At 69.9% G+C, this 26,990-nt stretch carries 23 protein-coding genes; 18 read left to right on the top strand and 5 right to left on the bottom strand.

Features of this window, described 5'->3' with window-relative positions; translation table 11 throughout:
* The gene (gene fmt, locus IJ15_RS0106465; RefSeq protein ID WP_031937529.1) at positions 1-924 is read left to right on the top strand and encodes a methionyl-tRNA formyltransferase; all 924 of its coding nucleotides are present in this window, start codon (positions 1-3) and stop codon (positions 922-924) included.
* A complete protein-coding gene (locus IJ15_RS0106460) occupies positions 921-2,429 on the top strand; it encodes an RsmB/NOP family class I SAM-dependent RNA methyltransferase (RefSeq protein ID WP_081880610.1) in 1,509 nt (502 codons plus the stop codon). The genes fmt and IJ15_RS0106460 overlap by 4 nt, the downstream gene beginning before the upstream one ends.
* Before the next feature lie 112 nt (positions 2,430-2,541).
* Here IJ15_RS0106460 and IJ15_RS0106455 read toward each other — a convergent pair whose 3' ends face one another.
* Positions 2,542-3,879, bottom strand: a complete 1,338-nt coding sequence (locus IJ15_RS0106455; protein WP_156112035.1) for a beta-propeller fold lactonase family protein — start codon at positions 3,877-3,879, stop codon at positions 2,542-2,544.
* Positions 3,880-4,206: 327 nt separating this feature from the next.
* Here IJ15_RS0106455 and IJ15_RS0106450 point away from each other — a divergent pair, with 327 nt between their 5' ends.
* Positions 4,207-5,064, top strand: a complete 858-nt coding sequence (locus tag IJ15_RS0106450) for a mycofactocin-coupled SDR family oxidoreductase (RefSeq protein ID WP_031937526.1) — start codon at positions 4,207-4,209, stop codon at positions 5,062-5,064.
* Between the two features lie 6 nt (positions 5,065-5,070).
* On the opposite strand, the gene IJ15_RS0106445 is transcribed toward IJ15_RS0106450, so the two are convergent.
* Positions 5,071-7,452 carry a phosphoketolase family protein gene (locus IJ15_RS0106445; RefSeq protein WP_031937525.1) on the bottom strand — a complete coding sequence of 794 codons (2,382 nt, stop codon included), beginning with the start codon at positions 7,450-7,452 and terminating at the stop codon, positions 5,071-5,073.
* A 274-nt stretch (positions 7,453-7,726) separates the two neighbouring features.
* On the opposite strand from IJ15_RS0106445, the gene IJ15_RS0106440 reads away from it, so the two are divergent.
* Together IJ15_RS0106440 and IJ15_RS0106435 are read left to right on the top strand one after the other, a co-directional pair.
* Complete coding sequence (locus IJ15_RS0106440) at positions 7,727-8,737, top strand: zinc-binding alcohol dehydrogenase family protein (RefSeq protein WP_031937524.1); 1,011 nt, start codon at positions 7,727-7,729, stop codon at positions 8,735-8,737.
* Positions 8,738-8,767: 30 nt separating this feature from the next.
* A complete protein-coding gene (locus IJ15_RS0106435) occupies positions 8,768-11,128 on the top strand; it encodes a glycoside hydrolase family 65 protein (RefSeq protein ID WP_031937523.1) in 2,361 nt (786 codons plus the stop codon).
* 14 nt (positions 11,129-11,142) lie between these two features.
* Here the strand turns inward: IJ15_RS0106435 and IJ15_RS0106430 are convergent, their stop codons facing one another.
* Together IJ15_RS0106430 and IJ15_RS0106425 are read right to left on the bottom strand one after the other, a co-directional pair.
* Complete coding sequence (locus IJ15_RS0106430; RefSeq protein ID WP_031937522.1) at positions 11,143-12,174, bottom strand: hypothetical protein; 1,032 nt, start codon at positions 12,172-12,174, stop codon at positions 11,143-11,145.
* A 25-nt stretch (positions 12,175-12,199) separates the two neighbouring features.
* Positions 12,200-13,540, bottom strand: a complete 1,341-nt coding sequence (locus IJ15_RS0106425) for a hypothetical protein (protein WP_156112034.1) — start codon at positions 13,538-13,540, stop codon at positions 12,200-12,202.
* A 98-nt stretch (positions 13,541-13,638) separates the two neighbouring features.
* Here IJ15_RS0106425 and rpe point away from each other — a divergent pair, with 98 nt between their 5' ends.
* The 13 genes from rpe (at position 13,639) to tpiA (ending at position 26,709) form a co-directional block, all read left to right on the top strand.
* Entirely contained in the window at positions 13,639-14,322 is a 684-nt protein-coding gene (rpe, locus tag IJ15_RS0106420; protein WP_031937520.1) for a ribulose-phosphate 3-epimerase, read from the top strand.
* A 31-nt stretch (positions 14,323-14,353) separates the two neighbouring features.
* Complete coding sequence (gene ribD / locus IJ15_RS0106415; protein WP_051918578.1) at positions 14,354-15,343, top strand: bifunctional diaminohydroxyphosphoribosylaminopyrimidine deaminase/5-amino-6-(5-phosphoribosylamino)uracil reductase RibD; 990 nt, start codon at positions 14,354-14,356, stop codon at positions 15,341-15,343.
* Positions 15,344-15,395: 52 nt separating this feature from the next.
* Positions 15,396-16,007, top strand: coding sequence for a riboflavin synthase (locus tag IJ15_RS0106410; protein WP_031937518.1), 612 nt, complete (start codon positions 15,396-15,398; stop codon positions 16,005-16,007).
* 107 nt (positions 16,008-16,114) lie between these two features.
* Complete coding sequence (locus IJ15_RS0106405) at positions 16,115-17,362, top strand: bifunctional 3,4-dihydroxy-2-butanone-4-phosphate synthase/GTP cyclohydrolase II (protein ID WP_031937517.1); 1,248 nt, start codon at positions 16,115-16,117, stop codon at positions 17,360-17,362.
* The gene (gene ribH / locus IJ15_RS0106400; protein WP_031937516.1) at positions 17,359-17,856 is read left to right on the top strand and encodes a 6,7-dimethyl-8-ribityllumazine synthase; all 498 of its coding nucleotides are present in this window, start codon (positions 17,359-17,361) and stop codon (positions 17,854-17,856) included. The genes IJ15_RS0106405 and ribH overlap by 4 nt, the downstream gene beginning before the upstream one ends.
* Complete coding sequence (locus IJ15_RS0106395) at positions 17,853-18,311, top strand: PH domain-containing protein (protein ID WP_031937515.1); 459 nt, start codon at positions 17,853-17,855, stop codon at positions 18,309-18,311. The genes ribH and IJ15_RS0106395 overlap by 4 nt, the downstream gene beginning before the upstream one ends.
* A 32-nt stretch (positions 18,312-18,343) precedes the next feature.
* Positions 18,344-20,572: an excinuclease ABC subunit UvrC gene (uvrC, locus tag IJ15_RS0106390; RefSeq protein ID WP_051918565.1), complete on the top strand. Its 2,229-nt coding sequence runs from the start codon at positions 18,344-18,346 to the stop codon at positions 20,570-20,572.
* A 29-nt stretch (positions 20,573-20,601) separates the two neighbouring features.
* Positions 20,602-21,468 (top strand): RNase adapter RapZ, encoded by an 867-nt coding sequence (gene rapZ, locus IJ15_RS0106385; RefSeq protein WP_031937513.1) that lies wholly within the window; start codon positions 20,602-20,604, stop codon positions 21,466-21,468.
* Positions 21,465-22,526, top strand: a complete 1,062-nt coding sequence (locus IJ15_RS0106380) for a gluconeogenesis factor YvcK family protein (RefSeq protein WP_031937512.1) — start codon at positions 21,465-21,467, stop codon at positions 22,524-22,526. The genes rapZ and IJ15_RS0106380 overlap by 4 nt, the downstream gene beginning before the upstream one ends.
* Positions 22,523-23,500 (top strand): DNA-binding protein WhiA, encoded by a 978-nt coding sequence (whiA, locus tag IJ15_RS0106375; RefSeq protein ID WP_197059766.1) that lies wholly within the window; start codon positions 22,523-22,525, stop codon positions 23,498-23,500. Before IJ15_RS0106380 ends, whiA begins: the two co-directional genes overlap by 4 nt.
* A gap of 184 nt (positions 23,501-23,684) precedes the next feature.
* Positions 23,685-24,704 (top strand): type I glyceraldehyde-3-phosphate dehydrogenase, encoded by a 1,020-nt coding sequence (gene gap / locus IJ15_RS0106370; RefSeq protein ID WP_031937510.1) that lies wholly within the window; start codon positions 23,685-23,687, stop codon positions 24,702-24,704.
* Positions 24,705-24,708: 4 nt separating this feature from the next.
* Positions 24,709-25,920, top strand: a complete 1,212-nt coding sequence (locus tag IJ15_RS0106365) for a phosphoglycerate kinase (RefSeq protein WP_031937509.1) — start codon at positions 24,709-24,711, stop codon at positions 25,918-25,920.
* Positions 25,921-25,923: 3 nt separating this feature from the next.
* Positions 25,924-26,709, top strand: coding sequence for a triose-phosphate isomerase (gene tpiA / locus IJ15_RS0106360; protein WP_031937508.1), 786 nt, complete (start codon positions 25,924-25,926; stop codon positions 26,707-26,709).
* A 97-nt stretch (positions 26,710-26,806) separates the two neighbouring features.
* On the opposite strand, the gene IJ15_RS26925 is transcribed toward tpiA, so the two are convergent.
* Complete coding sequence (locus IJ15_RS26925; protein WP_269321477.1) at positions 26,807-26,935, bottom strand: hypothetical protein; 129 nt, start codon at positions 26,933-26,935, stop codon at positions 26,807-26,809.
* Positions 26,936-26,990 lie beyond the last annotated feature (55 nt).

Here is a 26,990-nt window from a genome sequence, read left to right as displayed (position 1 = left end):
ATGCGCATCGTCTTCGCGGGGACACCGGAACCGGCTGTGCCGTCGCTGCAGCGGCTGATCGACTCCGAACGTCACGAGGTGGTCGCCGTCGTGACCCGGCCCGACGCGGTGGCCGGGCGCGGGCGGAAGTTGGTCCGTTCGCCCATCGGGCAGCTCGCCGACGAGCACGGCATCGAGGTGCTCACGCCGACGTCCGCGTCGGATCCGGAGTTCCTGGCTCGGCTGCAGGAACTCGCGCCGGACGCGTGCCCGGTGGTCGCGTACGGCAACCTGCTGCCGCGTCCGGTGCTCGACGTCCCGCGGCACGGGTGGATGAACCTGCACTTCTCGCTGCTGCCCGCGTGGCGGGGCGCCGCCCCCGTGCAGGCCGCGATCAACGCCGGTGACGAGATGACCGGCGCGACCGTCTTCGCCCTCGACGAGGGCATGGACACCGGGCCCGTGTACGGCGTGGTGACCGAGACGATCCGCACCACCGACACGGCGGGCGCCCTGCTCGGGAGGCTCGCTGAGAGCGGTGCGCTCCTGCTCGAATCGGTGCTCGACGGTGTCGAGGACGGTGCGGTGCACGCCGTCCCGCAGCCGCCCGACGGTGTGTCCCACGCACCGAAGGTGTCGGTCGAGTCCGCGCGGATCCGCTGGGACCAGCCCGCTCTCGCCGTCCACCGGCACGTGCGGTCGGTGACCCCGGCTCCCGGCGCGTGGACGATGATCGGCGATCTGCGAGTGAAGGTCGGACCCGTGACGTTGGCGCAGGAGACGTTGCGGCCCGGGCAGATCGAGGTGCGCAAGGACGGCTTCTACGTCGGCACCTCCACGACGGCGGTCCGGCTGGACCAGGTTCAGCCGCAGGGCAAGAAGCAGATGGCAGCGGTCGACTGGGCGCGCGGTGCGCGCCTCGACGGAGAGGTGCGGGCACAGTGAGCGAGTCGAGGCGTCCCGACAGGTCCGGTGGCGGACAGGGTGGCGGACAGGGCGGTCGCCGGAGCGGTGGCCGCGGCGGGAACGCCGGTCGGGGCGGCGGTGGCGGCCGGGGCGGCGACAACAACCGGCCCCGCCAGGCCAGGCGGCCCGACCCGGCGCAGGCGTCCGTCGATCAGTCGCGGCGCGCGGCCCGGGACGTGTTGCGCGCGGTCCGCGAACGTGACGCGTACGCGAATCTCGTTCTGCCGGGGTTGCTCCGGGAGCGACGTCTCGACGGCCGCGACGCCGCCCTGGCGACGGAGTTGGCCTACGGCACCGCCCGCGCCCGCGGGCTGCTGGACGCCGTCATCGCCAAGTGCGCCGGCCGCCCGATCGACGAGATCGACGGTCCGCTGCTCGATGTCCTGCAACTCGGCGCGTACCAGTTGCTGCGTACCCGCATCGCTGCGCACGCCGCGGTCGCGACGTCGGTGGACCTGGTTCGCGCGGAGGCCGGTTCCGGCAAGGCCGGGTTCGTCAACGCCGTCCTGCGCCGGGTGTCGGAGAAGACCGAGGACCAGTGGGTGGCCGAACTGGCCCCGGACGCCGCCGTGGACCCGGTGGGGCACCTCGCGTTCCGGTACGCCCACCCGACGTGGATCGCGCAGGCGTTCGCCGACGCGCTCGGTGCAGATGCCGGTGAGCTCGAGGCCGTGCTCGCCGCCGACGACGCCCGTCCGGCGGTCCACCTGGTCGCCCGGCCCGGTGAGATCTCGGCGGAGGAACTGGCACTGATCACCGGCGGCGAGGTGGGTCCCTACTCGCCGTACGCCGTCCATCTGGACGGCGGTGACCCCGGCCTGCTCGACGCGGTCCGCGAGGGTTTGGCGGGCGTGCAGGACGAGGGCAGCCAGCTGGTGGCCCGGGCGCTCACGCTCGCCCCGCTCGAGGGTGCCGACGGTGGACGCTGGCTCGACCTGTGTGCCGGTCCGGGCGGCAAGGCCGCGCTGCTCGGCGCGCTGGTCGGGATCGAGGGTGGACGTCTCGACGCGGTGGAGCCGGTCGAGCACCGTGCCGACCTGGTTCGCAAGACCACCCGCGAACTGCCGGTCGACGTGCACGTCGCGGACGGTCGCGACCCCGGCCTGGATGGCGGCTACGACCGGATTCTCGTCGACGCCCCGTGCACCGGTCTGGGTGCGCTGCGCCGGCGTCCCGAGGCCCGGTGGCGGCGGCAGCCGTCGGACGTGGCGGGTCTGGTGAAGCTGCAGCGGGAGTTGCTGGCATCGGCGCTCGAGCTGGTCCGGCCGGGCGGGGTGGTGCTGTACTCCACCTGCTCGCCGCATGTCTCGGAGACGGTCGGCGTGGTCGCCGACGCCGTGCGCCGGCACGGGGCCATCGAGCTCGACACCCGTGAGCTGCTGCCCGGTGTGCCCGGTCTGGGTGACGGGCCCGGCGTCCAGCTGTGGCCGCACCGGCACGGCACGGATGCGATGTTCATGGCGGCGCTGCAGCGCCCTGCCTAGGATTCCCGGCATATCGTGAGATGGCGCTGATATCGGTCGTGTGACGCCGGTGGCCGCCCCTCCCCTGTCGAGGGATGGGCGGCCACCGGGTCTGCGCGGTGACGCTGGTCGGTCAGTAGGACCAGTTCAGGGAGCCGAAACTGCCGATCGACCCGTTGTCGGGTGGGGTGCTGTCGGTGATGTCGAGCACGACAGGAAGCGTGGCATCATCGCCGATGCTGTTGGTGGCGGTGAGGGTGAACTCGAATCGTCCGGCAGTGGTGGGGGTGCCGGTCAGTTCCCCGTCCGAGGTGAGGGTCAGGCCGTCGGGCAGGGAGCCGGCGGCGACGGTCACGGTGGGGGCCGGATAGCCGGTCAGCGTGAAGGCGTGACTGTAAGGCCGGCCGACGGCCCCGGCGGTGGGGGTTCCGTCGAGTGCGGGTTCGTCACCGATCGCGATCACCGAGACAGTGCCGCCGGTCAGATCAGTGATGTAGGCGCGGGTACCGTCCGGGGTGATCGCCACCCCGGTCGGCCGCGTGCCGACCGGGGTGGGTATGCCGACGACCGCACCCGTTGTGGTGTCGATGACAGACACCGTATTGCTGGTCTGGTTGGTGATGTAGGCGCGGGCCCCGTCCGGGGTGAACGCCACACCCCACGGAGACCCGCCGACCGGGATGGGGCTGCCGACGACCGTGTTCGTGGTGGTGTCGACGACAGACACCGTATTGCTCACCCGGTCAGTGATGTAGGCGCGGGTGCCGTCCGGGGTGATCGCGACGCCGTACGGTTGACTGCCGACCGGGATGGGTGTGCCGGCGACAGTATCGGTGGCGGTGTCGATGACCGTCACCGCACTCCGGCCCAAATTGGTGACGTAGGCGCGGGTGCCGTCCGGGGTGATCGCCACCGCCCACGGATACGAGTTCACCGGGATGGGTGAGCCGACGACGGTGTTCGTGGTGGTGTCGATCACCGATACCGTATTGCTGTCCTGGTTGGTGATGTAGGCGCGGGTGCCGTCCGGGGTGATCGCCACCCCAGTAGGTTTCGTGCCGACCGGGATGGGTGCGGCGACGACGGTGTTCGTGGTGGTGTCGATCACCGATACCGTATTGCTGTCCTGGTTGGTGATGTAGGCGCGGGTGCCGTCCGGGGTGATCGCCATCGCGCTCGGATACGAGTCGACCGGGATGGGTGAGCCGACGACGGTGTTCGTGGCGGTGTCGATCACCGACACCGAGTCGCTCTCGGAGTTGGTGACGTAGGCGCGGGTCCCGTCCGGGGTGATCGCCACCCCGAGCGGATAGGCGCCGACACCACCGATTGTGTCGATGAGTGTATCGGCCGAGGCCGAACCTCCTCCGGTGACGAGCGAGGTGGCCGCGAACGCGGCGGTGGCGATGCCCGCGAACAGCCGAACCCGTGTCCGCCGTGTCGGTGAAGACGATCGATCAAGGATGGTCATGGAGATGTGCCCTTCCTCGTGCAGTGCGCACCTCTCGGGTGCGCGGAAGCCGCAGAGGCGCAGCCCCCGCCCGGAACATAACGAACATTTGCTCCGAACAGCCGTAGCCGGCCCGAGGGGCGCGACGGAGGCTGGCCACTCGACGGCAGCCGAATCGGCGTCACGTTTCGCTCATCTCCGCTGTACATCGCAAGTTGCAGTCGGCAAGAGGTTGGATTGCTGGCACTGAAATGTGTCCTACTTCACAATGTGACGTGCTGTAATCCACAGTGGGTGACGGTCCCGCCACCCACTGAGCCCACTGAGGGCACCTGCGGAGGCGAACTGATGAATCGGGTTACCGGGAAAGTCGTTCTGATCACGGGCGCTGCGCGCGGGCAGGGCCGCAGCCATGCGCAGCGCCTCGCCGACGAGGGCGCGGACATCATCGCGTTCGACGTGTGTGCCGACATCGCGAGCAACGAGTACCCGCTGGCCACGGAGGCCGATCTCGCGGAGACGGTGCGGCTCGTCGAGAAGACCGGTCGCCGTGTCGTCGCCGCGAAGGTCGACGTCCGCGACCGGATGGGCCTCGAGCGTGAACTCGCCGCCGCGGTCTCCACACTGGGGCGACTCGACGTGGTGGTCGCCAACGCGGGAATCTGCCCGCTCGGCAATCACATTCCGGTGCAGGGCTTCGTCGATGCGTTCGACGTCGACTTCGTCGGTGTCGTCAACACGATCCACGCCGCGATGCCGTACCTCGGGGCGGGGGCGTCGATCATCGCCACCGGGTCGGTTGCCGGTCTCGTCCCGCAGACGGGAATCAATGGTCAGCAGGCCCTGCAGGGTCCCGGTGGGGACGGTTACGGGCTGGCGAAGAAGATGATCTCGACGTACACGCAGTCCCTGGCGTTGACGTTGGGCCCCAGTTCGATCCGGGTCAACGCGATCCATCCCACCAACTGCAACACCGACATGCTGCAGAGCCCGCCGATGTACCGGACGTTCCGGCCGGACCTCGAGAATCCGACGGCCGAGGACGCGAAGGTCACGTTCCCGTTCATGCAGGCGATGCCGACACCCTGGGTCGAACCGGAGGACATCTCGCACGCGGTGGTGTACCTCGCGTCCGACGAGTCCCGCTTCGTCACCGGCCAGCAGCTGCGGGTGGACGCCGGCGCCGGCATGAAACTGGGCGTGTAGACAGCGTCAGACCGGCTCCGGCCACACCCAGTTGCGGACCTCGGGCATGTCCTCGAGATGCTCGCGCACGTAACCGTGGTGGCGGTCGAGCATCCGCTCGCAGTAGCCGACGAGTTCCGCGGCGCCGTCGGGTGTCCGGCGGGATCGGCGCAGTGCCTCGATCGCCAGGTGGTAGCGGCTCATGTGGTTGAGCACCACCATGTCGAACGGTGTCGTGGTCGATCCCTGTTCGGTGTAGCCGCGGACGTGGAAGCGGTCCGGGTTCGCCCGGCCGTGTAGCAGTTGGTGGAAGGCGCGGGCGTAGCCGTGCCACGCGACGACGACGTCCACGTCCTCGGTGAACAGGCGCGCGAAGTCCTCGTGCGAACGCCCGTGAGGGTGGACGTCGGGCGGCGCCATCGACATCAGGTCCACCACGTTGACCACCCGCACCCGCAGATCCGGCACCTGGCCGCGCAGCAGGGCGGCCGCGGCGAGTGTCTCCTCGGTGGGGACGTCGCCCACGCAGGCCAGCACGATGTCGGGTTCGGTGGCGTCCGGTGCGTTCCCGGTGCCGGCCCAGTCCCAGATCGAGGCCCCCGCCCCGACGTGCTCCCGGGCCTGTTCGAGTGTCAGGTACTGGGGGTGAGACTGCTTGTCGACCACCAGCAGGTTCACGCTGTCGCGGGTGGTGAAGACGTGCTCGGCGACGACCAGCAGTGAATTCGCGTCCGGCGGCAGGTACACCCCGGTGACACCGCCGGACAGCGACAGCACCGTGTCGATCAGTCCGGGCCCCTGATGGGAGAACCCGTTGTGGTCGTTGCGCCAGCAGGTGGAGGTGAGCAGGATGTTCAGGCTCGCGACCGGGGCCCGCCAGTCGAGGGAGCGCGCACGTTCGAGCCACTTGGTGTGCTGGATCGTCATCGACGCACTCACCATCGCGAACGCCTCGTACGTCGCGAACAGCCCGTGCCGGCCGGTCAGGAGGTAGCCCTCGAGCCAGCCCTGGCACAGGTGCTCCGACAGCACCTCCATCACCCGGCCGTGGTGCCCGACATGGTCGTCGCCGGGGATCACGGTGCCGACGAAACACCGGTCGGTGACCTCGAAGACGGCGCCGAGGCGATTGCTGTTCGTCTCGTCCGGGCAGAACAACCGGAAGTCGTGCGGGTCGGCCGAGTAGATGTCGCGCAGCATCTCGCCGAGGGGCCGGGTGCTCTCGTGGTGGACGGCGCCCGGCGCAGGCACCTCGACGGCGTACCGCTCGGGCGCCGGCAGATCCAGCGGACGCAGGAGCCGGCCGCCGTTCGCGTGCGGGTTCGCGCCCATCCGCCGGTCGCCGGACGGGGCCAGCGCGGCCAGTTCCGGGACCAGGCGGCCCTGCGGGTCGAACTGCTCCTCGGGTCGGTACGAGCGCATCCACTGCTCGAGCGCCTGCAGGTGCGCCGGCACGTCACGCACGTCGGCGATCGGCACCTGGTGGGCCCGGAAGGTGCCCTCGACCTGCACACCGTCGACGACGTCGGGGCCGGTCCAGCCCTTCGGGGTGCGCAGCACGATCGCCGGCCATCGCGGTCGTTCCGTGAAGCCGGATCGACGTGCGTCGTCCCGGATGCGGGTGATCGCGGTGTGGGCGCGGTCGAGGGTCTCGGCGAGGTCGCGGTGCACCTGCATCGGATCGTCCCCGGACACGGCCACCGCGTCCCAGCCGAAGGCGTGCAACAGTGCGAGCACCTCGTCGTCGGAGCGGCGTCCGAGCACCGTCGGGCCGGAGATCTTGTAGCCGTTCAGGTGCAGGATCGGCAGCACCGCACCGTCGTGGGCCGGGTCGAGGAAGAACGGGATCGTCCACGCTCCGGACAGCGGCCCGGTCTCGGCCTCGCCGTCCCCGACGACGCACGCCACGATCAGGTCCGGATTGTCCATCGCGGCGCCCGCGGCGTGCGCCAGCGAGTAGCCCAGTTCGCCGCCCTCGTTGATCGAGCCCGGGGTCTCCACGCCGGAATGGCTGGGGATCCCGCCCGGTGTCGAGAACTGACGGGCCAGTCGGCGCAGCCCGGCCTCGTCGCGGCTCACCTCCGGATACAGCTGCGAGTACGTGCCCTCCAGGTACGTGTTCGCGACGACGGCGGGTCCGCCGTGACCGGGGCCGGCGACGAACAGGACGTCCGCTCCGGTGCGCCGGATCAGCCGGTTGAGGTGGGCGTAGACGAGGGACAGGCCGGGGCTGGTGCCCCAGTGCCCGAGCAGGCGCGGCTTGATGTCCGGTGGCGCCAGCGGGCGTCGCAGCAGGACGTTGTCGCGGAGATAGATCTGCGCCACCGTCAGGTAATTGGCCGCCATCCAGTACCGGTGGAGCAGGTCGAGATCGTCGTCGGTCGGGTGCTCGGTCGGGTGCTCGTCCACGGATCGGCTCCTCCGGTCGCCGCGAAGGTCACTCCATCCTGACGGTTGTCGGCGCTATTTGCCAGGGCCGGGTGGCGGGCGCGTCGGCCCGTGCGGGTCCCGGCGGTGCCCCCTGTTGCCGGGCCGCCGAACCAGGCATCCTGGAAGTGGCGACACCGGCACCGACCCCAGGTGCCGCGCACCGGTTCCCGCCGGCGCCGACGACACGACGTACGGATCTGGTATGCGGACTGAGAACTCGCGGACCTCACACACCACGGCGTCGACCACCATGATGCGTGCGTGGCGGACGACGAGACCGGGCCCGCTCACCGACCGACCGCTGCAGATCGGCCGGGAACTCCTGCCCCGCCCCAACAGTGGCGAACTGCTTGTCCGGGTTCTCGCGTGCGGTGTGTGCCGCACCGATCTCCACGTCGTGGAAGGTGAGTTGCCGCCGCACCGGCTCAACGTCATCCCGGGCCACGAGGTGATCGGGGAGGTCGTCGGAGTCGGCGACGACCTCGGGGAGTACGCCGGACGGTTCACGACGGGGCAGCGTGTCGGTGTCCCGTGGCTGCGCAGCACGTGCGGGCACTGCCGCTACTGCGTGCGGGGGGACGAGAATCTCTGTCCCTATTCGACGTACACCGGCTGGGACGCCGACGGCGGCTACGCCGAGTACACCACCGTGCCCGCCGGTTTCGCGCTGGAACTGCCCACCGGCTACCCGCTGGTGGAACTCGCGCCGCTGCTGTGCGCGGGCATCATCGGGTATCGGTCGCTGCTGCGCGCCGAACTTCCGCAGGGCGGTCGGCTCGGCATCTACGGGTTCGGTGGCAGTGCCCACCTCACCGCCCAGGTGGCGCTGGCGCACGGCGCCCGCGTGCACGTGATGACCCGCGGCGACGAGGCCCGTGAACTGGCGTTCAGCCTGGGGGCGGCGTCGGTGCAGGGTGCTGCGGACCCGCCACCGGAACCGCTGGACTCGGCGATTCTGTTCGCGCCGGCCGGCGACCTGGTGCCGCCCGCGCTGGAGGCGCTCGACGCCGGGGGCACATTGGCAGTGGCCGGCATCCACCTGAGCGACATTCCGCCCCTCGACTATCGCCGGCACCTGTTCCGCGAACGGCAGATTCGCAGCGTCACCGCGAACACCCGGCAGGATGCGCGGGAGTTCCTCGCCTTCGCGCAGCAGCATCGGCTTCGGGTGAGCGCGCACCGGTATCCGCTCGACGCCGCCGACCGGGCGCTGGCCGACCTGGAAGGCGGCGTGTTCGGGGGCGCCGCAGTGCTCGTGCCGTGACCAGGTTCCGCGAGTGGGAGGACGCCCGACATGATCACCCATCCCGCCTTCACCGTCGAACCCTGGAGCCTGCGCGCCACCAGCCTGGACCTGGACGTCCTCGCGCAGACCGAGTCGCTGTTCACCCTCGCGAACGGTCACCTGGGGTGGCGGGGCAACCTCGACGAGGGTGATCCGCACGGCCTGCCGGGCAGCTACCTGGCCGGCGTCTACGAGGTCCGCCCCATGCCGTACGCCGAGGCCGGCTACGGATACCCCGACTCGGGCGAGACCATCATCAACATCACCGACGGCAAGATCGTCCGGCTCCTCGTCGACGACGAGCCGTTCGACATGCGCCGCGGCCGCATCGTCAAGCACGAACAGGAACTGGACCTGCGCGCCGGAGTGCTGCGGCGGAACGTCGAATGGCAGTCCCCGGCCGGCCGCACGGTGCGGGTGTCGACGGTGCGACTGGTGTCGTTCGTACAGCGGACGATCGGTGCGATCCGTTTCGAGGTGGAGCCGCTCGACAGGCCGGCGCGGGTGGTGCTGCAATCGGAACTGGTTGCGAACGAACCGATGCCGCACGGCGAGGCGGATCCCCGGGCGGCGGCGGTGCTGGCGGAGCCGCTGATCGCGGAGGAGCACTTCAACCACGACGCGCTGGTCCAACTGGTGCACACGACGGGCGGGAGCGGCCTGCGCATCGCGGTCGCGATGGACCACGAGGTGTCGGGGCCAGCCGTGCACGTCGAGACCGAGAGCTACCCGGACCAGGGGCGGGTCACCGTGACCGGTCACACGCGGCCGGGCCGGCCGTTGCACATGGTGAAGTACGTCGCGCACGCCTGGTCGGCGCGGCGGACCGCGCCCGCGATGCGCGATCAGGTGGTCGGGGAGTTGACGTTGGCCCGGGAGAGCGGGTGGGACGGGATCACCGCCGAGCAGCGTGCGTACCTGGACACGTTCTGGGCGCGCGCCGACGTCCTCGTCGACGGTGACCCCGAGGTGCAGCAGGCGGTGCGGTTCGCGCTGTTCCACATTCTGCAGGCGTCGGTGCGGGCGGAGGGAACGGCCGTCGCGTCGAAAGGACTGACGGGCCGCGGCTACGACGGCCACGCGTTCTGGGACACGGAGATGTTCGTGCTGCCGGTGCTCACGTCGGTGCTGCCCGAAGCCGTCGGCGACGCGCTGCGCTGGCGGCACTCCACACTCGGGCTGGCGCGGGCGCGGGCGCGGCAGCTCGGCTTCGACGGGGCGGCGTTTCCGTGGAGGACGATCACCGGCAAGGAATGCAGCGGGTACTGGCCGGCGGGGGCCGCCGCCTTCCACGTCAACGCGGCTGTCGCGCACGCGGCGAGCGGGTATCTGCGGGCCGACGGCGACGTGGACTTCGAACAGACGGTGGGCCTGGACCTGCTGGTCGAGACCGCGCGCCTGTGGCACTCGCTGGGTTATTTCGATGACGACGGCCGCTTCCGGATCGACGGGGTGACCGGTCCCGACGAATACAGTGCGCTGGTCCGCAACAACCTCTACACCAACCTGATGGCGCGCGAGAACCTTTCCGCCGCAGCCGAGATCGTCGAGAGGCACCGGGAGCGGATGCCCGACCTCGGCGTGACCGACGCGGAGATCGGCGGCTGGCGGGCCGCCGCCGAAGGCATGTTCGTGCCCTACGACGCGCGGCGGGGCGTGCATCCGGCGTCGTCGGGCTTCACCGGCCGTCAGGTGTGGGACTTCGCCGCCACGCCCCCGGAGCGCTACCCGCTGTTGCTGCACTATCCGTACTTCGACCTGTACCGCAAACAGGTGGTCAAGCAGGCGGACGTGGTGCTGGCGATGCAGTGGGTACCCGACGCGTTCACCGCGGAGGAGAAGGCACGCAACTTCGCGTACTACGAACCGCTCACGGTCCGGGACTCGTCGCTGTCCGCGTGCAGTCAGGCGGTGGTCGCCGCCGATGTCGGGGCCCTGGACCTGGCGTACGACTACCTGGGGGAGACCGCGCTGATCGATCTGCTCGACCTCGAACACAACACGAGCAACGGGTTGCACCTGGCGTCGCTGGCCGGTATCTGGATCGCGCTGGTGCAGGGGTTCGGCGGCGCCCGCCGGCGGCGGGCGGGGCTGACGTTCCGGCCGGTGTTGCCGCGGGGGATCGATCGCCTCGAATTCGGTGTGGCCGCGGCCGGATGCCGTCTGCGCGTCGAGATCGACAGGACCGAGACGCGGTACCGGCTGGCGGAGGGCGAGGAGCTGACGCTGGTGCACGACGGAACCCCGGTCACGTTGCACCGCGACGAGGTTCGGGTGATGCCGACGGTGCATCCGCCCCCTGGACCGGTCGTGACCCAGCCGCCCGGCCGGGAACCGGCCCGACGGGGCAGTGGTGGTCGAACGGGCTGACACGCGGCGCGGTTTCAGGGTTCGGCGGAGCCACCGAATTCGAGCGGCGGGGTGCCGACGACCGGCCGTCCCGGATGCAGTTGCCGCCGTAGGGCACTGAGACTGGCGTCGTCGAGCGCCTCCCGGTTCGTCTGGATCGCCCAGTCGAATTCCGGTGTGGACCAGGCGATCTGCTTGCTGTGGGTCTGGACCCTCCACGGCTCGTCCGACCGGGGGCGCCGGGTGAGCCAGCCCTCGTACCGGCCTCGGCCGAGTTCGGCGGAGAAGGCGCCGGTCGCGCGGTCGATCGATCCGACCGAGAACGGGGTGAGGTCGACCGTGACCGGCACCCGGATCGGGTCCGCGGTGACGGTGTCGCGGAACCACTGCAACGACTCCTCCCGGTCGTGCCGGGAGGGGCGCCCGGCGCCGGCGAGGTCCCGGGACTCGTCGTCGGTGATCACCGGCCCGTCCCAGGTGAACAGTGACGGAGCGAGCGGTTCACCGACTGTGACCTCGGTGAAGGCCGCGCCGTCGATGCCGTCGCCGGAATGCTGGCCGAGGACCGCACCGGATTCGGCGTCGACGACCAGGCGCAGCGACGGCTTCGGCGGATCGTGGCGCTCCTGTGCGGCCAAGTCCACCGACCAGCAGGGCCGGTCCAGGAACTCGACGTCGGACACCGGCCCGGTCGGGCGGGCCCAATGCTCGCCCGCCCAGTGCGCGACACGTGGCGTGACCACCAGGAATCGGCCGGCGAACGGACTGTGCACCTTCTTCAGTTCGGTGCAGCGCGGACGGTCCGGGTCGGACGTGAATTCCCAGGCCGTGACACCGTCACTGACGAACAGCACCGTCCCGCCGAGCGTTTCGATCCGTGATCGGCGTCCCCACCGGAACAACCGGATTCCCTCGCCGCGCATGGGGAGGAACATGGGTTCCTCACCGTAGTCGGCGGTGTAGTAGTGCACCGGAACATCGCTGTTCCGGTACGGCACCACCGTGCCGTGCACCGGCCGGGTGGGGCCGTCGGCCATGGTCACCAGCATCTGTACCCAAGGGGTCATCGTGTGTGTCCTCCGGTGTCGATCGTCAGACGTACAGCACGCCATCGGGGCCGCCGACGGCTGCCGACCGCGGCGGATACTCGTGGGTGTCGGCCTGCTCCATCAGCATGACCGGTACGTAGGTGAAGAAGTTGTCGAGCCGGACGCCCTGCTCGTCGTACAGGTTGAGGCGGGCCACCAGCGTCAGACCGGGATAGTGGGTGTGCCGGAACCGGACGTGGATCAGCCCGTGCGGCCACCGCCCGACATACGACGCCGACACGTCGTGGACCTTGTCGGAGAACCGCGAGCCGTCCAGGCGGCGCACGCAGTAGTCGACGTAGGCGCGGTGGTCGAGCGGTTCCGGTCCCACCGGACGGCAGTGGTCGGTGATGTCGATGTCGTCCGTGGATGCCGCTCGCACAGTGCCGTCGAGGTCGGCGACGAGCACGGATCGTCCTGTGCCGGTGTGGTTCCCCGGTGTGACGACCATCCACAGACGGTCCCCGGCGGTCGCACCGTCGACGACCCGCGCCTCGGGCAGGTCGAACGCCGTCGCGGGTGCCGGCTCGCCGCTCCGGTAGCCCCGGACGATCGTGGTGTCGCGGCGCCGGGGATCGAGCCCCCAGTGCCAGTGCCAGCGCAGCTCCGGGCCGATCGACCGCTTGCGCCGGTGCGCCTCGTTGTACGACGTGTCGGCGTACTCGCTCGTGTACTCGACGGGACGACCCGGTGCGCGCGGGTGGGTGTCCGGTGCGATCCGGTCGGGGACCGGGCCGTCGAGCGGGACCTGCAGCACCGATCGCCGGTAGCGGACCTCGAAGCTTTCGCGACCCGATCCGGGTGTCGTCGGGACCCGTTCCCACGGTTCGTGTTCCACGCCGAGATACAGGAACACCTCGTCGAATTCGACCGAGACGACGGCCGCGACATCGACGACGACACGCCGGGTGCCGCCGTCGGGTCGGGCCACCAGCAGCGTCGGGGGTCGCAGGACGGGCCGAGGCGGGGCGTCGGGGGAGGCCGCGACGTCGCGGCGGCGCCGGGTCACGGTCGTGCACCACGCGCCGGACGCTCCGGCGCAGGTCAGGCCGTGGCCCTCGGTGTATTCACCGCGGACGATGCCGTCGGCGGCCACTCGCACCAGCGGGCCGTCGGCGTGGCTCTGCACCCACAGGCCGTCCCGGTCACCGACGATCTGGGGGTCGTGCCGAGCACCGGGAGGTGCGGCAGGAAGATCGGTCCACGACACCAGGCGGACGAACGCGGCAGAGCCTGGATCGAACAGTGCCGCGACCGGCTGGGTTTCGTCGGCCACCCACACGTAGCCGCCCGAGTAGAACACGAGACGAGGGCGCAGACATCTGCGCTCGAATGCGGCGCTCATGCGCCTTTCTGCGGTGTCATGCAGCCGACGGTACCAGCGGTGTGAGGCACCGGAACCGTGCATACCGGTCCCGATCGACAGCAACTAAACTCGCGGCCGTGGCAACCCCGATGATCGCTCCGTCCATCCTCTCCGCCGACTTCGCACGCCTCGCCGAGGAGGCCGACGCCGTTGCCGGCGCCGACTGGCTGCACGTGGACGTCATGGACGCCCATTTCGTGCCGAACCTGACGCTCGGGCTGCCGGTGGTGCAGTCCCTGCTGAAGGCCACCGACATTCCGTTGGACTGCCACCTCATGATCGAGAATCCGGGTCGCTGGGCTCCGCCGTACGCGGAGGCCGGGGCGCACAACGTCACCTTCCACGCCGAGGCCACCGACGATCCGGTCTCGGTGGCCCGCGACATCCGTGCCGCCGGCGCCAAGGCGGGCCTGAGCGTCAAGCCGAACACCCCGATCGAGCCGTACCTCGAGATCTTGAAGAGCTTCGACACGCTGCTGGTGATGAGCGTCGAGCCGGGCTTCGGCGGTCAGTCGTTCATCCCGTCCGTTCTCGACAAGGCGCGTGCGGTGCGCAAGCTCGTCGACTCCGGTGAGCTGCGCCTGCTCGTGGAGATCGACGGTGGAATCAACGCCGACACCATCGAACAGGCCGCCGAGGCGGGCATCGACTGCTTCGTCGCCGGGTCTGCGGTCTACGGTGCCGCCGACCCCGCCGCCGCGGTCCGGGGACTGCGCGAGCAGGCCGCCAGGACCTCGCCGCACCTGACGCTGTCGATCTGACGGCCCGGCAGTGACCACTCCCGACGCCGCGATGCGGCTCGCGCTCGAGGCCTCCCAGGCCGTGCGGGGCAGCACCAGCCCCAATCCGCCGGTCGGTGCGGTGATCCTCGACGTGTCCGGTGCGGTTGCCGGGGTCGGTGCGACGCAGCCGCCCGGCGGCCCGCACGCCGAGGTCGTCGCGCTCGCGGCAGCCGGACAGCGGGCACGCGGCGGGACCGCGGTCGTCACACTCGAGCCGTGCAACCACCGGGGCCGCACCGGTCCGTGCTCGCAGGCGCTGATCGACGCCGGAATCGCCGCGGTGCACTTCGCTGCGCGCGACCCCAACCCGGCCGCGGCGGGCGGCGCGCAGACGCTGCGTGACGCCGGCGTCACGGTGACCGCCGGGACGCTCGCCGACGACGTCGAACACGGCCCTCTGCGGGCGTGGCTGCATCGGCAGCGGACGGGGCGTCCGCACGTGACGTGGAAGTTCGCCGCGACGCTGGACGGCCGCAGCGCGGCCGCGGACGGCACCAGCCAGTGGATCACCGGGCCCGAGGCGCGGGCGCGGGTACACGCGGACCGGGCTCGACTCGACGCCGTCGTCGTCGGAACCGGGACCGTCCTGGAGGACGACCCGTGGCTCACCGCGCGCCTGCCCGACGGTTCGCTCGCGCCGCACCAGCCGTTGCGGGTCGTCGTCGGGACGCGGGACGTCCCGGCCACCGCGAGAGTGCTGGACGACGCGGCCCCCACCCTGATAGTGCGCACCCGGGACGTCGACGAGGTTCTCGCCGCTCTTGCCGATCACGACGATGTCCTCGTCGAGGGCGGCCCGCGGCTCGCGGGCGCGTTCCTCGCGGCCGGCCGGGTCGACCGGATCCAGGCATACATTGCGCCCGTCGTGCTGGGGGCGGGGTCCCACGCAGTGGAAGATGCCGGAGTGTCCACGATCGCCGACGCGCTACGGTTTCGGCGGGAGAACGTCGAGGTCCTCGGCGACGACCTGTTGTTGAACCTGATCCCTCGACTCCGGTAGTCGATCGGGCTCAGAAGTTAATCGATAGTTGATCCAAGGAGTGAGCGAAGACATGTTCACCGGAATCGTCGAGGAACTCGGCGAGATCGTCGCCAAGGAGGACCTGGCCGACGCGGCCCGCTTCACCGTGAAGGGACCACTGGTCACCTCGGACGCGGGACACGGCGACTCGATCGCGGTCAACGGCGTCTGCCTGACCGTCGTCGACGTACTCGACGGCGAGGCCTTCACCGCCGATGTCATGCGCGAGACCCTGGTGCGGTCGAGCCTCGGCGCCCTTGCGGTGGGCAGTCGCGTCAACCTGGAACGTGCCGCGGCGGTCAACAGCCGCCTGGGCGGGCACATCGTCCAGGGCCATGTCGACGGTACCGGCGCGGTCATCTCCCGGACTCCGTCCGAGCACTGGACGATCGTGCGGATCTCGCTGCCGTCGGCCATCTCGCGGTACGTGGTCGAGAAGGGCTCGATCACGGTCGACGGCGTCTCGCTGACGGTGTCGGCGCTCGGTGGCGAGCCGGGAGACGAGTACTTCGAGATCTCGCTGATCCCGACCACCCTCGGCCTGACCACGCTCGGAGCGGCGGAACCCGGCACACCGGTCAACCTGGAGGTCGACGTCATCGCCAAGTACGTCGAACGACTGCACACCGCGGCCGGCCGATAGCCGGAATAACGACCTCGTATCGCGAGGTCGTACTGTTGAGGTGCATCTGAAGCGATGCGCCGGGACATACTCGAGCACACCAGTTCAAGATTTTGGAGCCCAAGCACGTGACCAGGTTCGACAGCATCGAGCGCGCAGTCGCAGACATCGCCGCAGGTAAGGCGGTTGTGGTCGTCGACGACGAGGACCGCGAGAACGAGGGCGACCTCATCTTCGCCGCCGAGAAGGCCACCCCCGAACTCGTGGCGTTCATGGTCCGCTACACCTCGGGTTACCTCTGCGTCCCGCTCGACGGCGAGGACTGCGACCGTCTCGGTCTGCCGCCGATGTACGCGACCAACCAGGACAAGCACGGCACCGCGTACACGGTCACCGTCGATGCACGCGAGGGTATCGGCACCGGCATCTCCGCCTCAGACCGTGCCGCGACGATGCGCCTGTTGGCCGACCCGGAGAGCGGTGCGAACGACTTCACCCGCCCCGGCCACGTCGTGCCGCTGCGCGCGAAGGAGGGTGGCGTCCTGCGTCGCCCCGGCCACACCGAGGCAGCGGTCGATCTCGCCCGGATGGCGGACCTGCGTCCGGCCGGCGTGATCTGCGAGATCGTCAGCCAGAAGGACGAGGGCCACATGGCCCAGACCGAGGAACTCCGGGTGTTCGCGGACGACCACGATCTGGCCCTGATCTCGATCGCCGATCTGATCGCGTGGCGTCGCAAGCACGAGAAGCACGTGGTGCGGGTCGCCGAGGCACGCATCCCCACCCGGCACGGTGACTTCACCGCTGTGGGCTACAAGAGCATCTACGACGACGTCGAGCACGTTGCGCTGGTGCGGGGCGATCTCTCGGACAACAACGGCGACGACGTGCTGGTCCGGGTGCACTCGGAGTGCCTCACCGGCGACGTCTTCGGTTCGCTGCGCTGCGATTGCGGTCCCCAGCTCGATGCCGCACTCGACATGGTGGCGCAGGAAGGCCGTGGTGTCGTGCTGTACATGCGTGGACACGAGGGCCGCGGCATCGGCCTGATGCACAAGCTGCAGGCCTACCAGCTGCAGGACGCCGGCTCGGACACTGTCGACGCGAACCTCCAGCTGGGCCTGCCCGCGGACGCCCGCGACTACGGCATCGGCGCGCAGATCCTCGTCGACCTGGGCATCAAGTCGATGCGGCTGCTGACGAACAATCCGGCCAAGCGGGTCGGCCTGGACGGCTACGGCCTGCAGATCACCGACCGGGTTCCGATGCCGCTGCGCGCGAACGCCGAGAACCTCACGTACCTGCGCACCAAGCGGGATCGCATGGGCCACGACATGGTCGGGCTCGACGAGTTCGAGGCAGGGGACGCGCTGTGAGCGGTGAGGGGCGGCCCGATCTCCAGCTCGGTATGGCCAAGAATTTGAAGCTTGCAATCGTGGCCGGTCAGTGGCATCCCGAGATCAGCGAGGCGCTCGTCGCGGGCGCCAAGCGCGTCGCCAAACAGGCGCAGATCGAGGAGCCGACGCTGATCCGCGTCGCGGGCGCGATCGAGTTGCCCGTCGTGGCGCAGGAACTGGCACGGTCGCACGACGCCGTCGTCGCGCTCGGTGTCGTGATCCGGGGTGGCACACCGCACTTCGAGTACGTGTGCGACGCGGTTACCGCCGGGCTGACCCGGGTGTCCCTCGACGAGGGCACCCCGGTCGGCAACGGCGTGCTCACCACCGACAACGAACAGCAGGCATTGGACCGGTCGGGTCTGCCCGGCTCGGTCGAGGACAAGGGCGGCGAGGCCTGCGCGGCGGCGATCGACACCGCGGTCACGCTCGCCCAGCTCCGGCGCCTGCGGACGGAGCAGCCGACCCGATGAGCGCGAACGAGGACTGGGAGTTCGAGGTCCGCTCGAAGAAGTCGCCGCGCTACGCGTGGATCGTCGCCGGGGTGCTGGTGCTGGTGCACGTGACGCTCGGTGTCCTGCTCCGGACGTCGGCCACGGGTGTCTATTTCCGGGTCGTGGACCAGTTCGCGATGGCCGGGATCGGGATCCTGCTCGCCGGCGGTGTGCTGATGTTGACCCGTCCGCGACTGCGGGTCGGCCCGCGGGGTATCGCGGTCCGCAACATCCTCGGTGAGCGTGTCGTCGACTGGGACCTGGACCAGGGCTTGTCGTTCCCGGACGGGGCGCCGTGGGCTCGGGTCGAACTGCCCGACGACGAGTACGTGCCGGTGATGGCGATCCAGGCCAACGACGGCGAGTACGCGGTGCGGGCGGTCCGCCGGTTCCGTGAGCTCGAAGCGAAGTACACGGGTTCGCGCGCGGCCTGAGGGCCGTCGGTACCGCCGACTAACCTTGATTCGTGCCTGATCCCTCGACGTATCGCCCCGCCCCGGGAACCATCCCGGTGGCGCCGGGCGTCTACAAGTTCCGCGATCCGCACGGCCGGGTCATCTATGTCGGCAAGGCCAAGAGCCTACGGTCGCGGCTGAGCTCGTACTTCGCGGACGTCTCGTCGCTGCATCCGCGGACGCGGCAGATGGTCACCACCGCGGGCAGCGTCGAGTGGACGGTCGTCAGTACCGAGGTGGAGGCTCTCCAGCTCGAGTACAACTGGATCAAGGAGTTCGATCCCCGGTTCAACGTCCGCTACCGCGACGACAAGACGTACCCGGTCCTAGCGGTGACGTTGAACGAGGAGTTCCCGCGGCTGTTCGTCTACCGCGGACCGCGTCGCAAGGGAGTGCGCTACTTCGGTCCGTACGCGCACGCCTGGGCCATCCGCGAGACGCTGGATCTGCTGTTGCGGGTGTTCCCGGCGAGGACCTGCTCGGCCGGAGTGTTCAAGCGGCACGAACAGATCGGCCGGCCGTGCCTGCTCGGCTACATCGACAAGTGTTCGGCGCCGTGCGTCGGCCGGGTCAGTGCCGCGGAGCATCGGGAGATCGTGGAGGACTTCTGCGACTTCCTGTCCGGGCGGACCGATCGGCTCGTCCGCCAGCTCGAGATCCGGATGCAGGACGCGGCGGAGGAGTTGGACTTCGAGACCGCCGCCCGGCTCCGCGACGACATCGGTGCGTTGAAGAAGGCCCTCGAGAAGCAGGCCGTCGTCCTCGGGGACGGCACCGACGCCGATCTGGTGGCGTTCGCCTCCGACGACCTCGAGGTCGCGGTGCAGGTGTTCCACGTCCGCGGTGGCCGGGTCCGGGGTCAGCGCGGCTGGGTGGTCGAGAAGGCCGGCGACGTGATCGAGCGGGACGCGGTCGCCCTCGATGCGACGAACGGCGCCGATAGCGACGGCACTGCCGGCACTGCCGGCGCTACGGGCGCTGCCAGCGCTGCTGATGATTCGGAGGACGCGATCCTGGTGGAGCAGTTCCTCACCCAGTTCTACGGCGAGCAGGCCGCGCTGGACGGCGGAGCGCAAGCCGACCGGCCGGCCAATGCCGTCCCCCGGGAGGTGCTCGTCCCGGTGTTGCCGCGGGGCGCCGAGGAGATCCAGCGTTGGCTCTCGACGCTGCGTGGTTCGTCGGTGCAGTTGCGGGTCCCGCAGCGCGGCGACAAGAAGGCGCTCGCCGAGACCGTCGAACGCAACGCGAAGGAGGCGCTCGCCCAGCACAAGCTCAAGCGTGCGGGCGACTTCACCTCGAGATCGGCTGCGTTGCAGGGTATTCAGGAGGCGCTCGACCTCGATTCGGCTCCGCTGCGGATCGAGTGCGTCGACATCAGTCACGTCCAGGGCACCGACGTCGTCGCCTCGTTGGTGGTGTTCGAGGACGGTCTTCCGCGCAAGTCCGACTACCGCCACTACGCGATCAAGGAGGCGGCCGGCGACGGTCGGTCCGACGACGTGGCCAGTATCGCCGAGGTGACCCGGCGGCGGTTCCTGCGGCACAACCGGGACGTGGCAGCGGGCTCGGGTAGCGCGGGCGGTACTGATGCCCCGGACGCCGCCGACGGCGCTGACGGCGGCGACCTGGCGCCGGAGGCCGCGCTGGACCCGCAGACGGGTCGGCCACGCCGGTTCGCCTATCCACCCAATCTGTACGTCGTGGACGGTGGTGCCCCGCAGGTCGCGGCAGCCGCGGAGGTCCTCGACGAACTCGGCATCACCGATGTCGCGGTGATCGGACTCGCGAAGCGCCTCGAGGAGGTGTGGGTGCCGGGGGAGGCGGATCCGGTGATCCTGCCCCGGACCAGTGAATCGCTGTACCTGCTGCAGCGGGTGCGTGACGAGGCGCACCGTTTCGCGATCACGTTCCACCGCAGCAAGCGGTCGCGGCGGATGACGGCGTCGGCGCTGGACTCGGTGCGGGGACTGGGGGAGACCCGCCGGACCGCGCTCGTCACGCATTTCGGGTCCGTGGCCCGGTTGCGGAACGCGACCGTCGACGAGATCACCGCGGTTCCGGGTGTCGGCCCGACCACCGCGCGAGCGGTTCTGGCGGCGCTGGCGGCGTCCGATCCCGCAGCCGATCCCGCCCCCGGACCGGGCGAGGCCGGATCGGATGTCACTGCGGTCGGCCCCGTCGTGGGGGATGATGTCACGGACATCGGTGCTTCGAGACGAACAGGACACACCCCAGCGTGAACGACCTGCAGGATTCTGGTGGGCAAGGCATGGAGGTTGCGCTCGTCACCGGACTGTCCGGTGCGGGCCTGAGCACGGCGGCGAAGCTCCTCGAGGACCTCGGCTGGTACGTCGTCGACAACCTGCCGCCCGAACTCGTGACGCGGATGGTCGACCTCGGCGTCGAGTCCGATCCGCCGATTCGCCGGCTCGCCGTCGTGATGGACGTGCGCAGCCGCCCGTTCTCCGGCGACCTGGGCCGGGTCGTGACCGCGCTCGAGGCGATGCCCGTGCAGATCAGGGTGCTGTTCCTGGAGGCCAACGACGCGGTACTGATCCGCCGGTTCGAGCACGTGCGACGCAGCCATCCGCTGCAGAGCGACAGCAAGGACGGCACCCTGTCGGAGGGGATCGCCGCCGAACGCGCGAAGTTGGCCCAGATGCGGGCCGCAGCCGATCTGGTGGTCGACACCTCATCGCTCGGGGTCCGGGAGTTGCGCGAGAAGATCGAGTCGGCGTTCGGTGGTGAGTCCAGCGCGGAGATCCAGGTGACGGTGCAGTCCTTCGGGTTCAAGCACGGTCTGCCGATGGACGCGGACCTGGTGTGCGACGTGCGCTTCCTGCCGAATCCGCACTGGATTCCCGAACTGCGCGAGCACACCGGACTGGAAGAGGCGGTGCGGGACTACGTCCTGTCCCGTGACGGGGCCCAGGAGTATCTCGATACCTACCTGCGTCTGCTGGAACTGACGACGGCGGGATACCGCCGGGAGGGAAAGCGCTACATGACCATCGCGGTCGGATGCACCGGCGGCAAACACCGCAGTGTCGCCATGTCGCAGGCGCTCGCGGCGCGACTGGAGAAGGAGGACGGTCTCTCCGTTCGCGTCGTGCACCGTGATGTGGGGCGCGAATGAGCGAGGATCGACCGCCCGGAACCGGCCGCAGTCCGCGGATCGTCGCATTGGGCGGCGGCCACGGCCTGTACGCCACCCTCACCGCCGCCCGGCGACTGAGTGCGGACGTCACCGCCGTGGTCACCGTTGCCGACGACGGAGGCTCCTCCGGACGCCTGCGCAGTGAACTGGGTGTCATCCCCCCCGGCGATCTGCGCATGGCGCTGGCCGCGCTCGCGTCGCGGGAACCGCAGGTCCAGACGTGGACGGAGACCGTCCAGCACCGTTTCGGCGGCACGGGTGCCCTCGCCGGCCACTCGGTCGGGAACCTGATCATCGCCGGTCTCACCGAGGTGCTCGGGGACACCGTCGCGGCCCTCGACACCGTTGCCCGACTGCTCGACATCGAGGGCCGGGTGCTGCCGATGTCGCCGGTGGCGTTGGAGATCGAGGCGGACGTCGTCGGGTTGGAGTCCGACCCGCGGGTCAGCCGGTGCATTCGCGGGCAGGTCGCGGTCGCGACCACGCCGGGGAAGGTGCGCCGCGTGCGGTTGCGGCCGGCGGGCCCGCCGGCCTGCCCGGACGCGCTGGCCGCGATCGAGAGCGCCGATGTCGCCGTGCTCGGCCCCGGTTCGTGGTTCTCGAGTGTGATTCCTCACGTTCTCGTGCCGGACCTGCTCGACGGTCTGATGCGTTCGTCGGCGCGGAAGGTGCTGATCCTCAACCTCGCGCCCGAACCCGGCGAGACCGCAGGATTCTCCGCGGAGCGCCATCTGCACGTACTGTGCCAGCACGCGCCCGAGTTCAGGGTCGACCACGTGGTCGTCGACTCGGCGTCGGTACCGGCCGGGCGGGAACGAGACCACCTGTGCCGGGCTGCGGTGCAACTCGGTGCGGAGGTCGTCTACGCGGACGTCGCCGAAGACGGAACCCACAAGCATCATGCGGGCAAGCTCGCGGCGGTGCTCGAACGACTCACCGGGCAGCAGGCGGACGACTACCGCCACGTCGAGGTGTGCGGCGACGAGCGGTCCGCCGAACGGACAGCAGGGGGAAGGGAGAGCGCCACGTGGCGATGACAGCCGAGGTCAAGGATGAGCTCAGCAGGCTGGCGGTGACTCAGGTCAGCTGCCGGAAGGCGGAGGTGTCGGCGCTGCTCCGGTTCGCCGGCGGGCTGCACATCGTGGGTGGCCGGGTGGTGGTGGAGGCCGAGGTGGACCTCGGATCGATCGCCCGCCGTCTGCGTGGCGAGATTCTCGACCTCTACGGGTATCACTCGGACGTGCACGTCCTGAGTGCCAGCGGTCTGCGCAAGAGTTCCCGTTACGTCGTGCGGGTCGCGAAGGAGGGCGAGGCGCTGGCCCGCCGGACCGGACTGCTCGACATGCGGGGGCGTCCGGTGCGGGGCCTGCCGGCCCAGGTGGTGGGTGGCAGCGTCGGAGACGCGGAGGCGGCGTGGCGTGGTGCGTTCCTGGCGCACGGTTCGCTCACCGAGCCGGGGCGCTCGTCGGCTCTCGAGATCAGCTGCCCCGGGCCGGAGGCGGCGCTTGCGCTGGTCGGCGCCGCGCGCCGCCTCGGGATCGCCGCGAAGGCCCGCGAGGTGCGCGGCAGCGACCGGGTGGTGGTGCGGGACGGTGAGGCGATCGGCGCCCTGCTCACCCGGATGGGCGCGCAGGACACCCGGCTCACGTGGGAGGAACGCCGCATGCGGCGCGAGGTGCGCGCCACCGCGAACCGCCTCGCGAACTTCGACGACGCGAACCTGCGGCGGTCCGCGCGCGCGGCCGTCGCGGCGGCGGCGCGGGTTGAGCGTGCGCTCGAGATCCTCGGCGAGGACGTCCCCGACCACCTCGCGGCGGCGGGCACGCTGCGGGTCAAGCACCGGCAGGCGTCGCTCGAGGAACTGGGTCAGCTCGCGGACCCGCCGATGACCAAGGACGCCGTCGCCGGTCGCATCCGGCGACTGCTGTCGATGGCGGATCGGAAGGCCAAGGAGGTCGGGGTCGCGGACACGGAGTCGGCGGTGACCGCGGAGTTGCTCGACGAGGCGTGACGTTCGGTCGACGACCACCCCGGTTCCGGTGACCGGGGCAGATGCGCGCGCCTGTGGGTGCGCGCACTAGTGTGGGACACGCATCGGCCGATGGATCTCGCGTTTCGGTTCGATAGTCGTGGGTATCACGTGCTCGCGAGGTTCTCGCGGGCGAAAACAGAGTAGATGGGCAAAGGAGCTAACTGTGACGGTCCGGGTAGGCATCAACGGCTTCGGTCGTATCGGACGTAACTTCTTCAGGGCGGTCGATGCGCAGAAGGCGCTCGGCACCACCGACATCGAGATCGTGGCGGTCAACGACCTCACGGACAACGCCACGCTGGCTCACCTGCTCAAGTACGACTCGATCCTGGGTCGTCTGCCGTACGACGTCTCGCTCGAGGGCGAAGACACCATCGTCGTGGGTGACACCAAGATCAAGGCGCTGGCGCACCGTGGCCCGCTGAACGAGCTCCCCTGGGGCGAGCTGGGCGTCGACGTCGTCGTCGAGTCCACGGGCATCTTCACGGACGCCGCGAAGGCCAAGGGTCACCTCGAGGCCGGCGCCAAGAAGGTCATCATCTCCGCGCCCGCCAAGGGTGAGGATCTGACCGTGGTGATGGGCGTCAACGACGACCAGTACGACGGCAGCCAGAACATCATCTCGAACGCCTCGTGCACCACCAACTGCCTCGGCCCGATCGCCAAGGTGCTCGACGACGAGTTCGGCATCGTCAAGGGTCTGATGACCACGATCCACGCGTACACGCAGGATCAGAACCTGCAGGATGCCCCGCACAGCGACCTGCGTCGCGCGCGTGCCGCAGCCCTGAACATCGTCCCGACCGGCACGGGTGCCGCCAAGGCCATCGGCCTGGTCCTCCCGCAGCTGCTGGGCAAGCTCGACGGCTACGCGCTGCGCGTGCCGATCCCCACGGGCTCGGTCACCGACCTCACCGCGAACCTGCGCAAGCCGGCCACCGCCGAAGAGATCAACGCCGCGATGAAGGCTGCCGCCGAGGGACCGCTCAAGGGCATCCTGAAGTACACCGAGGCTCCCATCGTGTCGTCGGACATCGTCACCGACCCGCACTCCTCGATCTTCGACGCCGGCCTGACCAAGGTCATCGACGACCAGGTCAAGATCGTCTCCTGGTACGACAACGAGTGGGGCTACTCGAACCGCCTCGCGGACCTCATCGGTCTCGTCGCGAAGTCCCTCTGACGCCGTGGCAGTCAAGACTCTGAAGGACCTGCTGGACGAGGGGGTCGAGGGCCGTACCGTGCTGGTGCGCTCCGACCTCAACGTCCCGCTGGACAACGGGACCATCACCGACCCGGGCCGCATCGTCGCGTCCGCGCCGACCATCTCGGCGTTGGCCGAGGCGGGCGCCAAGGTCATCGTGATGGCACACCTGGGCCGTCCCAAGGGCGAGTTCGACGCGGCGCTGTCGCTGGCGCCGGTCGCCGCGAAGCTCGGCGACGTGCTGGGCCGCAATGTCCAGCTGGCCGGTGACGTCGTCGGCCAGGACGCGCTCGCGCGTTCGGAGGGCCTCACGGACGGCGATGTGCTCCTGCTGGAGAACATCCGCTTCGATCCCCGCGAGACCAGCAAGGACGACGCCGAGCGCGAGGCACTCGCCAAGGCGCTCGTCGACCTGGTCGACGGTGACGGCGCGTTCGTCTCCGACGGCTTCGGTGTCGTGCACCGCAAGCAGGCGTCGGTCTACGACATCGCCAAGCTGCTCCCGCACTACGCGGGCAACCTGGTCGCTGCCGAGGTCGAGGTCCTGCAGAAGCTGACGCAGGACTCCGAGCGCCCGTACGCGGTCGTGCTCGGTGGCTCGAAGGTCTCGGACAAGCTCGCCGTGATCGAGGCGTTGGCCCCCAAGGTCGACACCCTCGTCATCGGTGGCGGCATGTACTACACCTTCCTTGCCGCACAGGGCATCTCGGTCGGCAACTCGCTGTGCCAGGAAGAGATGATCGGCACCTGCAAGGACCTGCTCGAGCGGTACGCGGACGTCATCCACATCCCGCAGGACGTGGTGATCGCCGACTCGTTCTCGGCGGACGCCGAGTCGAAGACGGTCTCCGTGATGGAGATCCCGGACGGCTGGATGGGCCTGGACATCGGACCGCAGTCGGTGGAGCGCTTCGCCGCGATCCTCTCGGGTGCCAAGACGGTGTTCTGGAACGGCCCGATGGGCGTGTTCGAGTTCGCGAAGTTCGCGGCCGGCACCAAGGGTGTCGCCGAGGCGATCGTCGAGGCCACCGGCAAGGGCGCGTTCAGCGTCGTCGGCGGCGGCGACTCCGCGGCGGCCGTGCGTCAGCTCGGTCTGCCCGAGGACGGCTTCTCGCACATCTCGACCGGCGGCGGCGCCTCCCTCGAGTACCTCGAGGGCAAGACGCTTCCCGGCATCGCGGCGCTGGAGGACTGAGACATGGCACGTAAGCCTTTGATCGCCGGCAACTGGAAGATGAACCTCAATCACCTCGAGGCCATCGCTCTGGTGCAGAAGATCGCTTTCTCGCTGCCGTCGAAGTACTTCGAGAAGGTCGACGTGACGGTGATCCCGCCGTTCACCGACATCCGCAGCGTGCAGACGCTGGTCGAGGGCGACAAGCTCCTGCTCACCTACGGTGCGCAGGACGTCTCCGCCCACGAGTCGGGTGCGTACACCGGCGAGATCAGCGGTTCGATGCTCGCCAAGCTGGGCTGCACGTTCGTCGTCGTCGGTCACTCCGAGCGGCGCACGCTGCACGGCGAGTCCGACGAGACGGTGCTGGCCAAGACCAAGGCGGCGCTGGGATCGGGGATCACCCCGATCGTCTGCATCGGTGAGGGCCTGAACATCCGCGAGGCCGGCGAGCACGTGGCGTACAACGTCGCGCAGCTGAAGGCGTCGCTCGCGGGTCTGTCGGCCGACGAGATCTCCAAGATCGTCGTCGCGTACGAGCCCGTGTGGGCCATCGGCACCGGCAAGGTGGCCTCGGCCGCCGACGCGCAGGAAGTCTGCAAGGCGGTGCGTGACACGCTCGCCGAGCTGGCCTCGCCCGAGGTCGCGCAGGCCGTGCGGGTGCTCTACGGCGGATCGGTGAACGCCAAGAACGTCGGCGAGCTCATCGCTCAGCCCGACGTCGACGGTGGACTGGTCGGCGGAGCATCGCTCAAGGCGGACGAGTTCGCGACGCTGTCGGCCATCGCGGCCGGCGGACCGCTGCCGTAAGCGGCTGATGTCGTCGCCGTGATGCGGTGACGATCGAAGACAGCGCTGGGCGCGTGACCGAATCGGTCACGCGCCCAGCGTCGTTCGCGGGGCTGTTTCAGCCGAGCAGCTCGACGGCGATCTTGCCGATGGTCTCCGGCGACAGGTCGAGACCGGTTCGCAGATGGTTCTGGACGGTCCCGTACGTCTCGGCTGTGTGCTCGTCGGTGAGCAGGTGGTCACTCATGTGCGGTGGGGTGGCGGCGCGAGGGTGGGCCGGTTCGCGCCCGGTTGCCCGGGTA

It is taken from the genome of Prescottella defluvii, assembly GCF_000738775.1.
GTDB classification, from domain to species: domain Bacteria; phylum Actinomycetota; class Actinomycetes; order Mycobacteriales; family Mycobacteriaceae; genus Prescottella; species Prescottella defluvii.
This window is presented reverse-complemented; position numbering and strand designations above follow the sequence as displayed.

Coding starts and splice junctions, on each gene's coding strand:
- IJ15_RS0106455 (WP_156112035.1), bottom strand. CDS start 3,879: ATGACCATCCTTGATCGATCGTCTTCACCGACACGGCGGACACGGGTT.
- IJ15_RS0106435 (WP_031937523.1), top strand. CDS start 8,768: ATGATCACCCATCCCGCCTTCACCGTCGAACCCTGGAGCCTGCGCGCC.
- ribD (WP_051918578.1), top strand. CDS start 14,354: ATGCGGCTCGCGCTCGAGGCCTCCCAGGCCGTGCGGGGCAGCACCAGC.
- IJ15_RS26925 (WP_269321477.1), bottom strand. CDS start 26,935: ATGAGTGACCACCTGCTCACCGACGAGCACACAGCCGAGACGTACGGG.
- rapZ (WP_031937513.1), top strand. CDS start 20,602: ATGGAGGTTGCGCTCGTCACCGGACTGTCCGGTGCGGGCCTGAGCACG.
- IJ15_RS0106410 (WP_031937518.1), top strand. CDS start 15,396: ATGTTCACCGGAATCGTCGAGGAACTCGGCGAGATCGTCGCCAAGGAG.
- tpiA (WP_031937508.1), top strand. CDS start 25,924: ATGGCACGTAAGCCTTTGATCGCCGGCAACTGGAAGATGAACCTCAAT.
- IJ15_RS0106395 (WP_031937515.1), top strand. CDS start 17,853: ATGAGCGCGAACGAGGACTGGGAGTTCGAGGTCCGCTCGAAGAAGTCG.
- IJ15_RS0106425 (WP_156112034.1), bottom strand. CDS start 13,540: ATGAGCGCCGCATTCGAGCGCAGATGTCTGCGCCCTCGTCTCGTGTTC.
- IJ15_RS0106380 (WP_031937512.1), top strand. CDS start 21,465: ATGAGCGAGGATCGACCGCCCGGAACCGGCCGCAGTCCGCGGATCGTC.
- IJ15_RS0106430 (WP_031937522.1), bottom strand. CDS start 12,174: ATGACCCCTTGGGTACAGATGCTGGTGACCATGGCCGACGGCCCCACC.
- IJ15_RS0106450 (WP_031937526.1), top strand. CDS start 4,207: ATGAATCGGGTTACCGGGAAAGTCGTTCTGATCACGGGCGCTGCGCGC.
- IJ15_RS0106440 (WP_031937524.1), top strand. CDS start 7,727: ATGCGTGCGTGGCGGACGACGAGACCGGGCCCGCTCACCGACCGACCG.
- fmt (WP_031937529.1), top strand. CDS start 1: ATGCGCATCGTCTTCGCGGGGACACCGGAACCGGCTGTGCCGTCGCTG.
- whiA (WP_197059766.1), top strand. CDS start 22,523: ATGACAGCCGAGGTCAAGGATGAGCTCAGCAGGCTGGCGGTGACTCAG.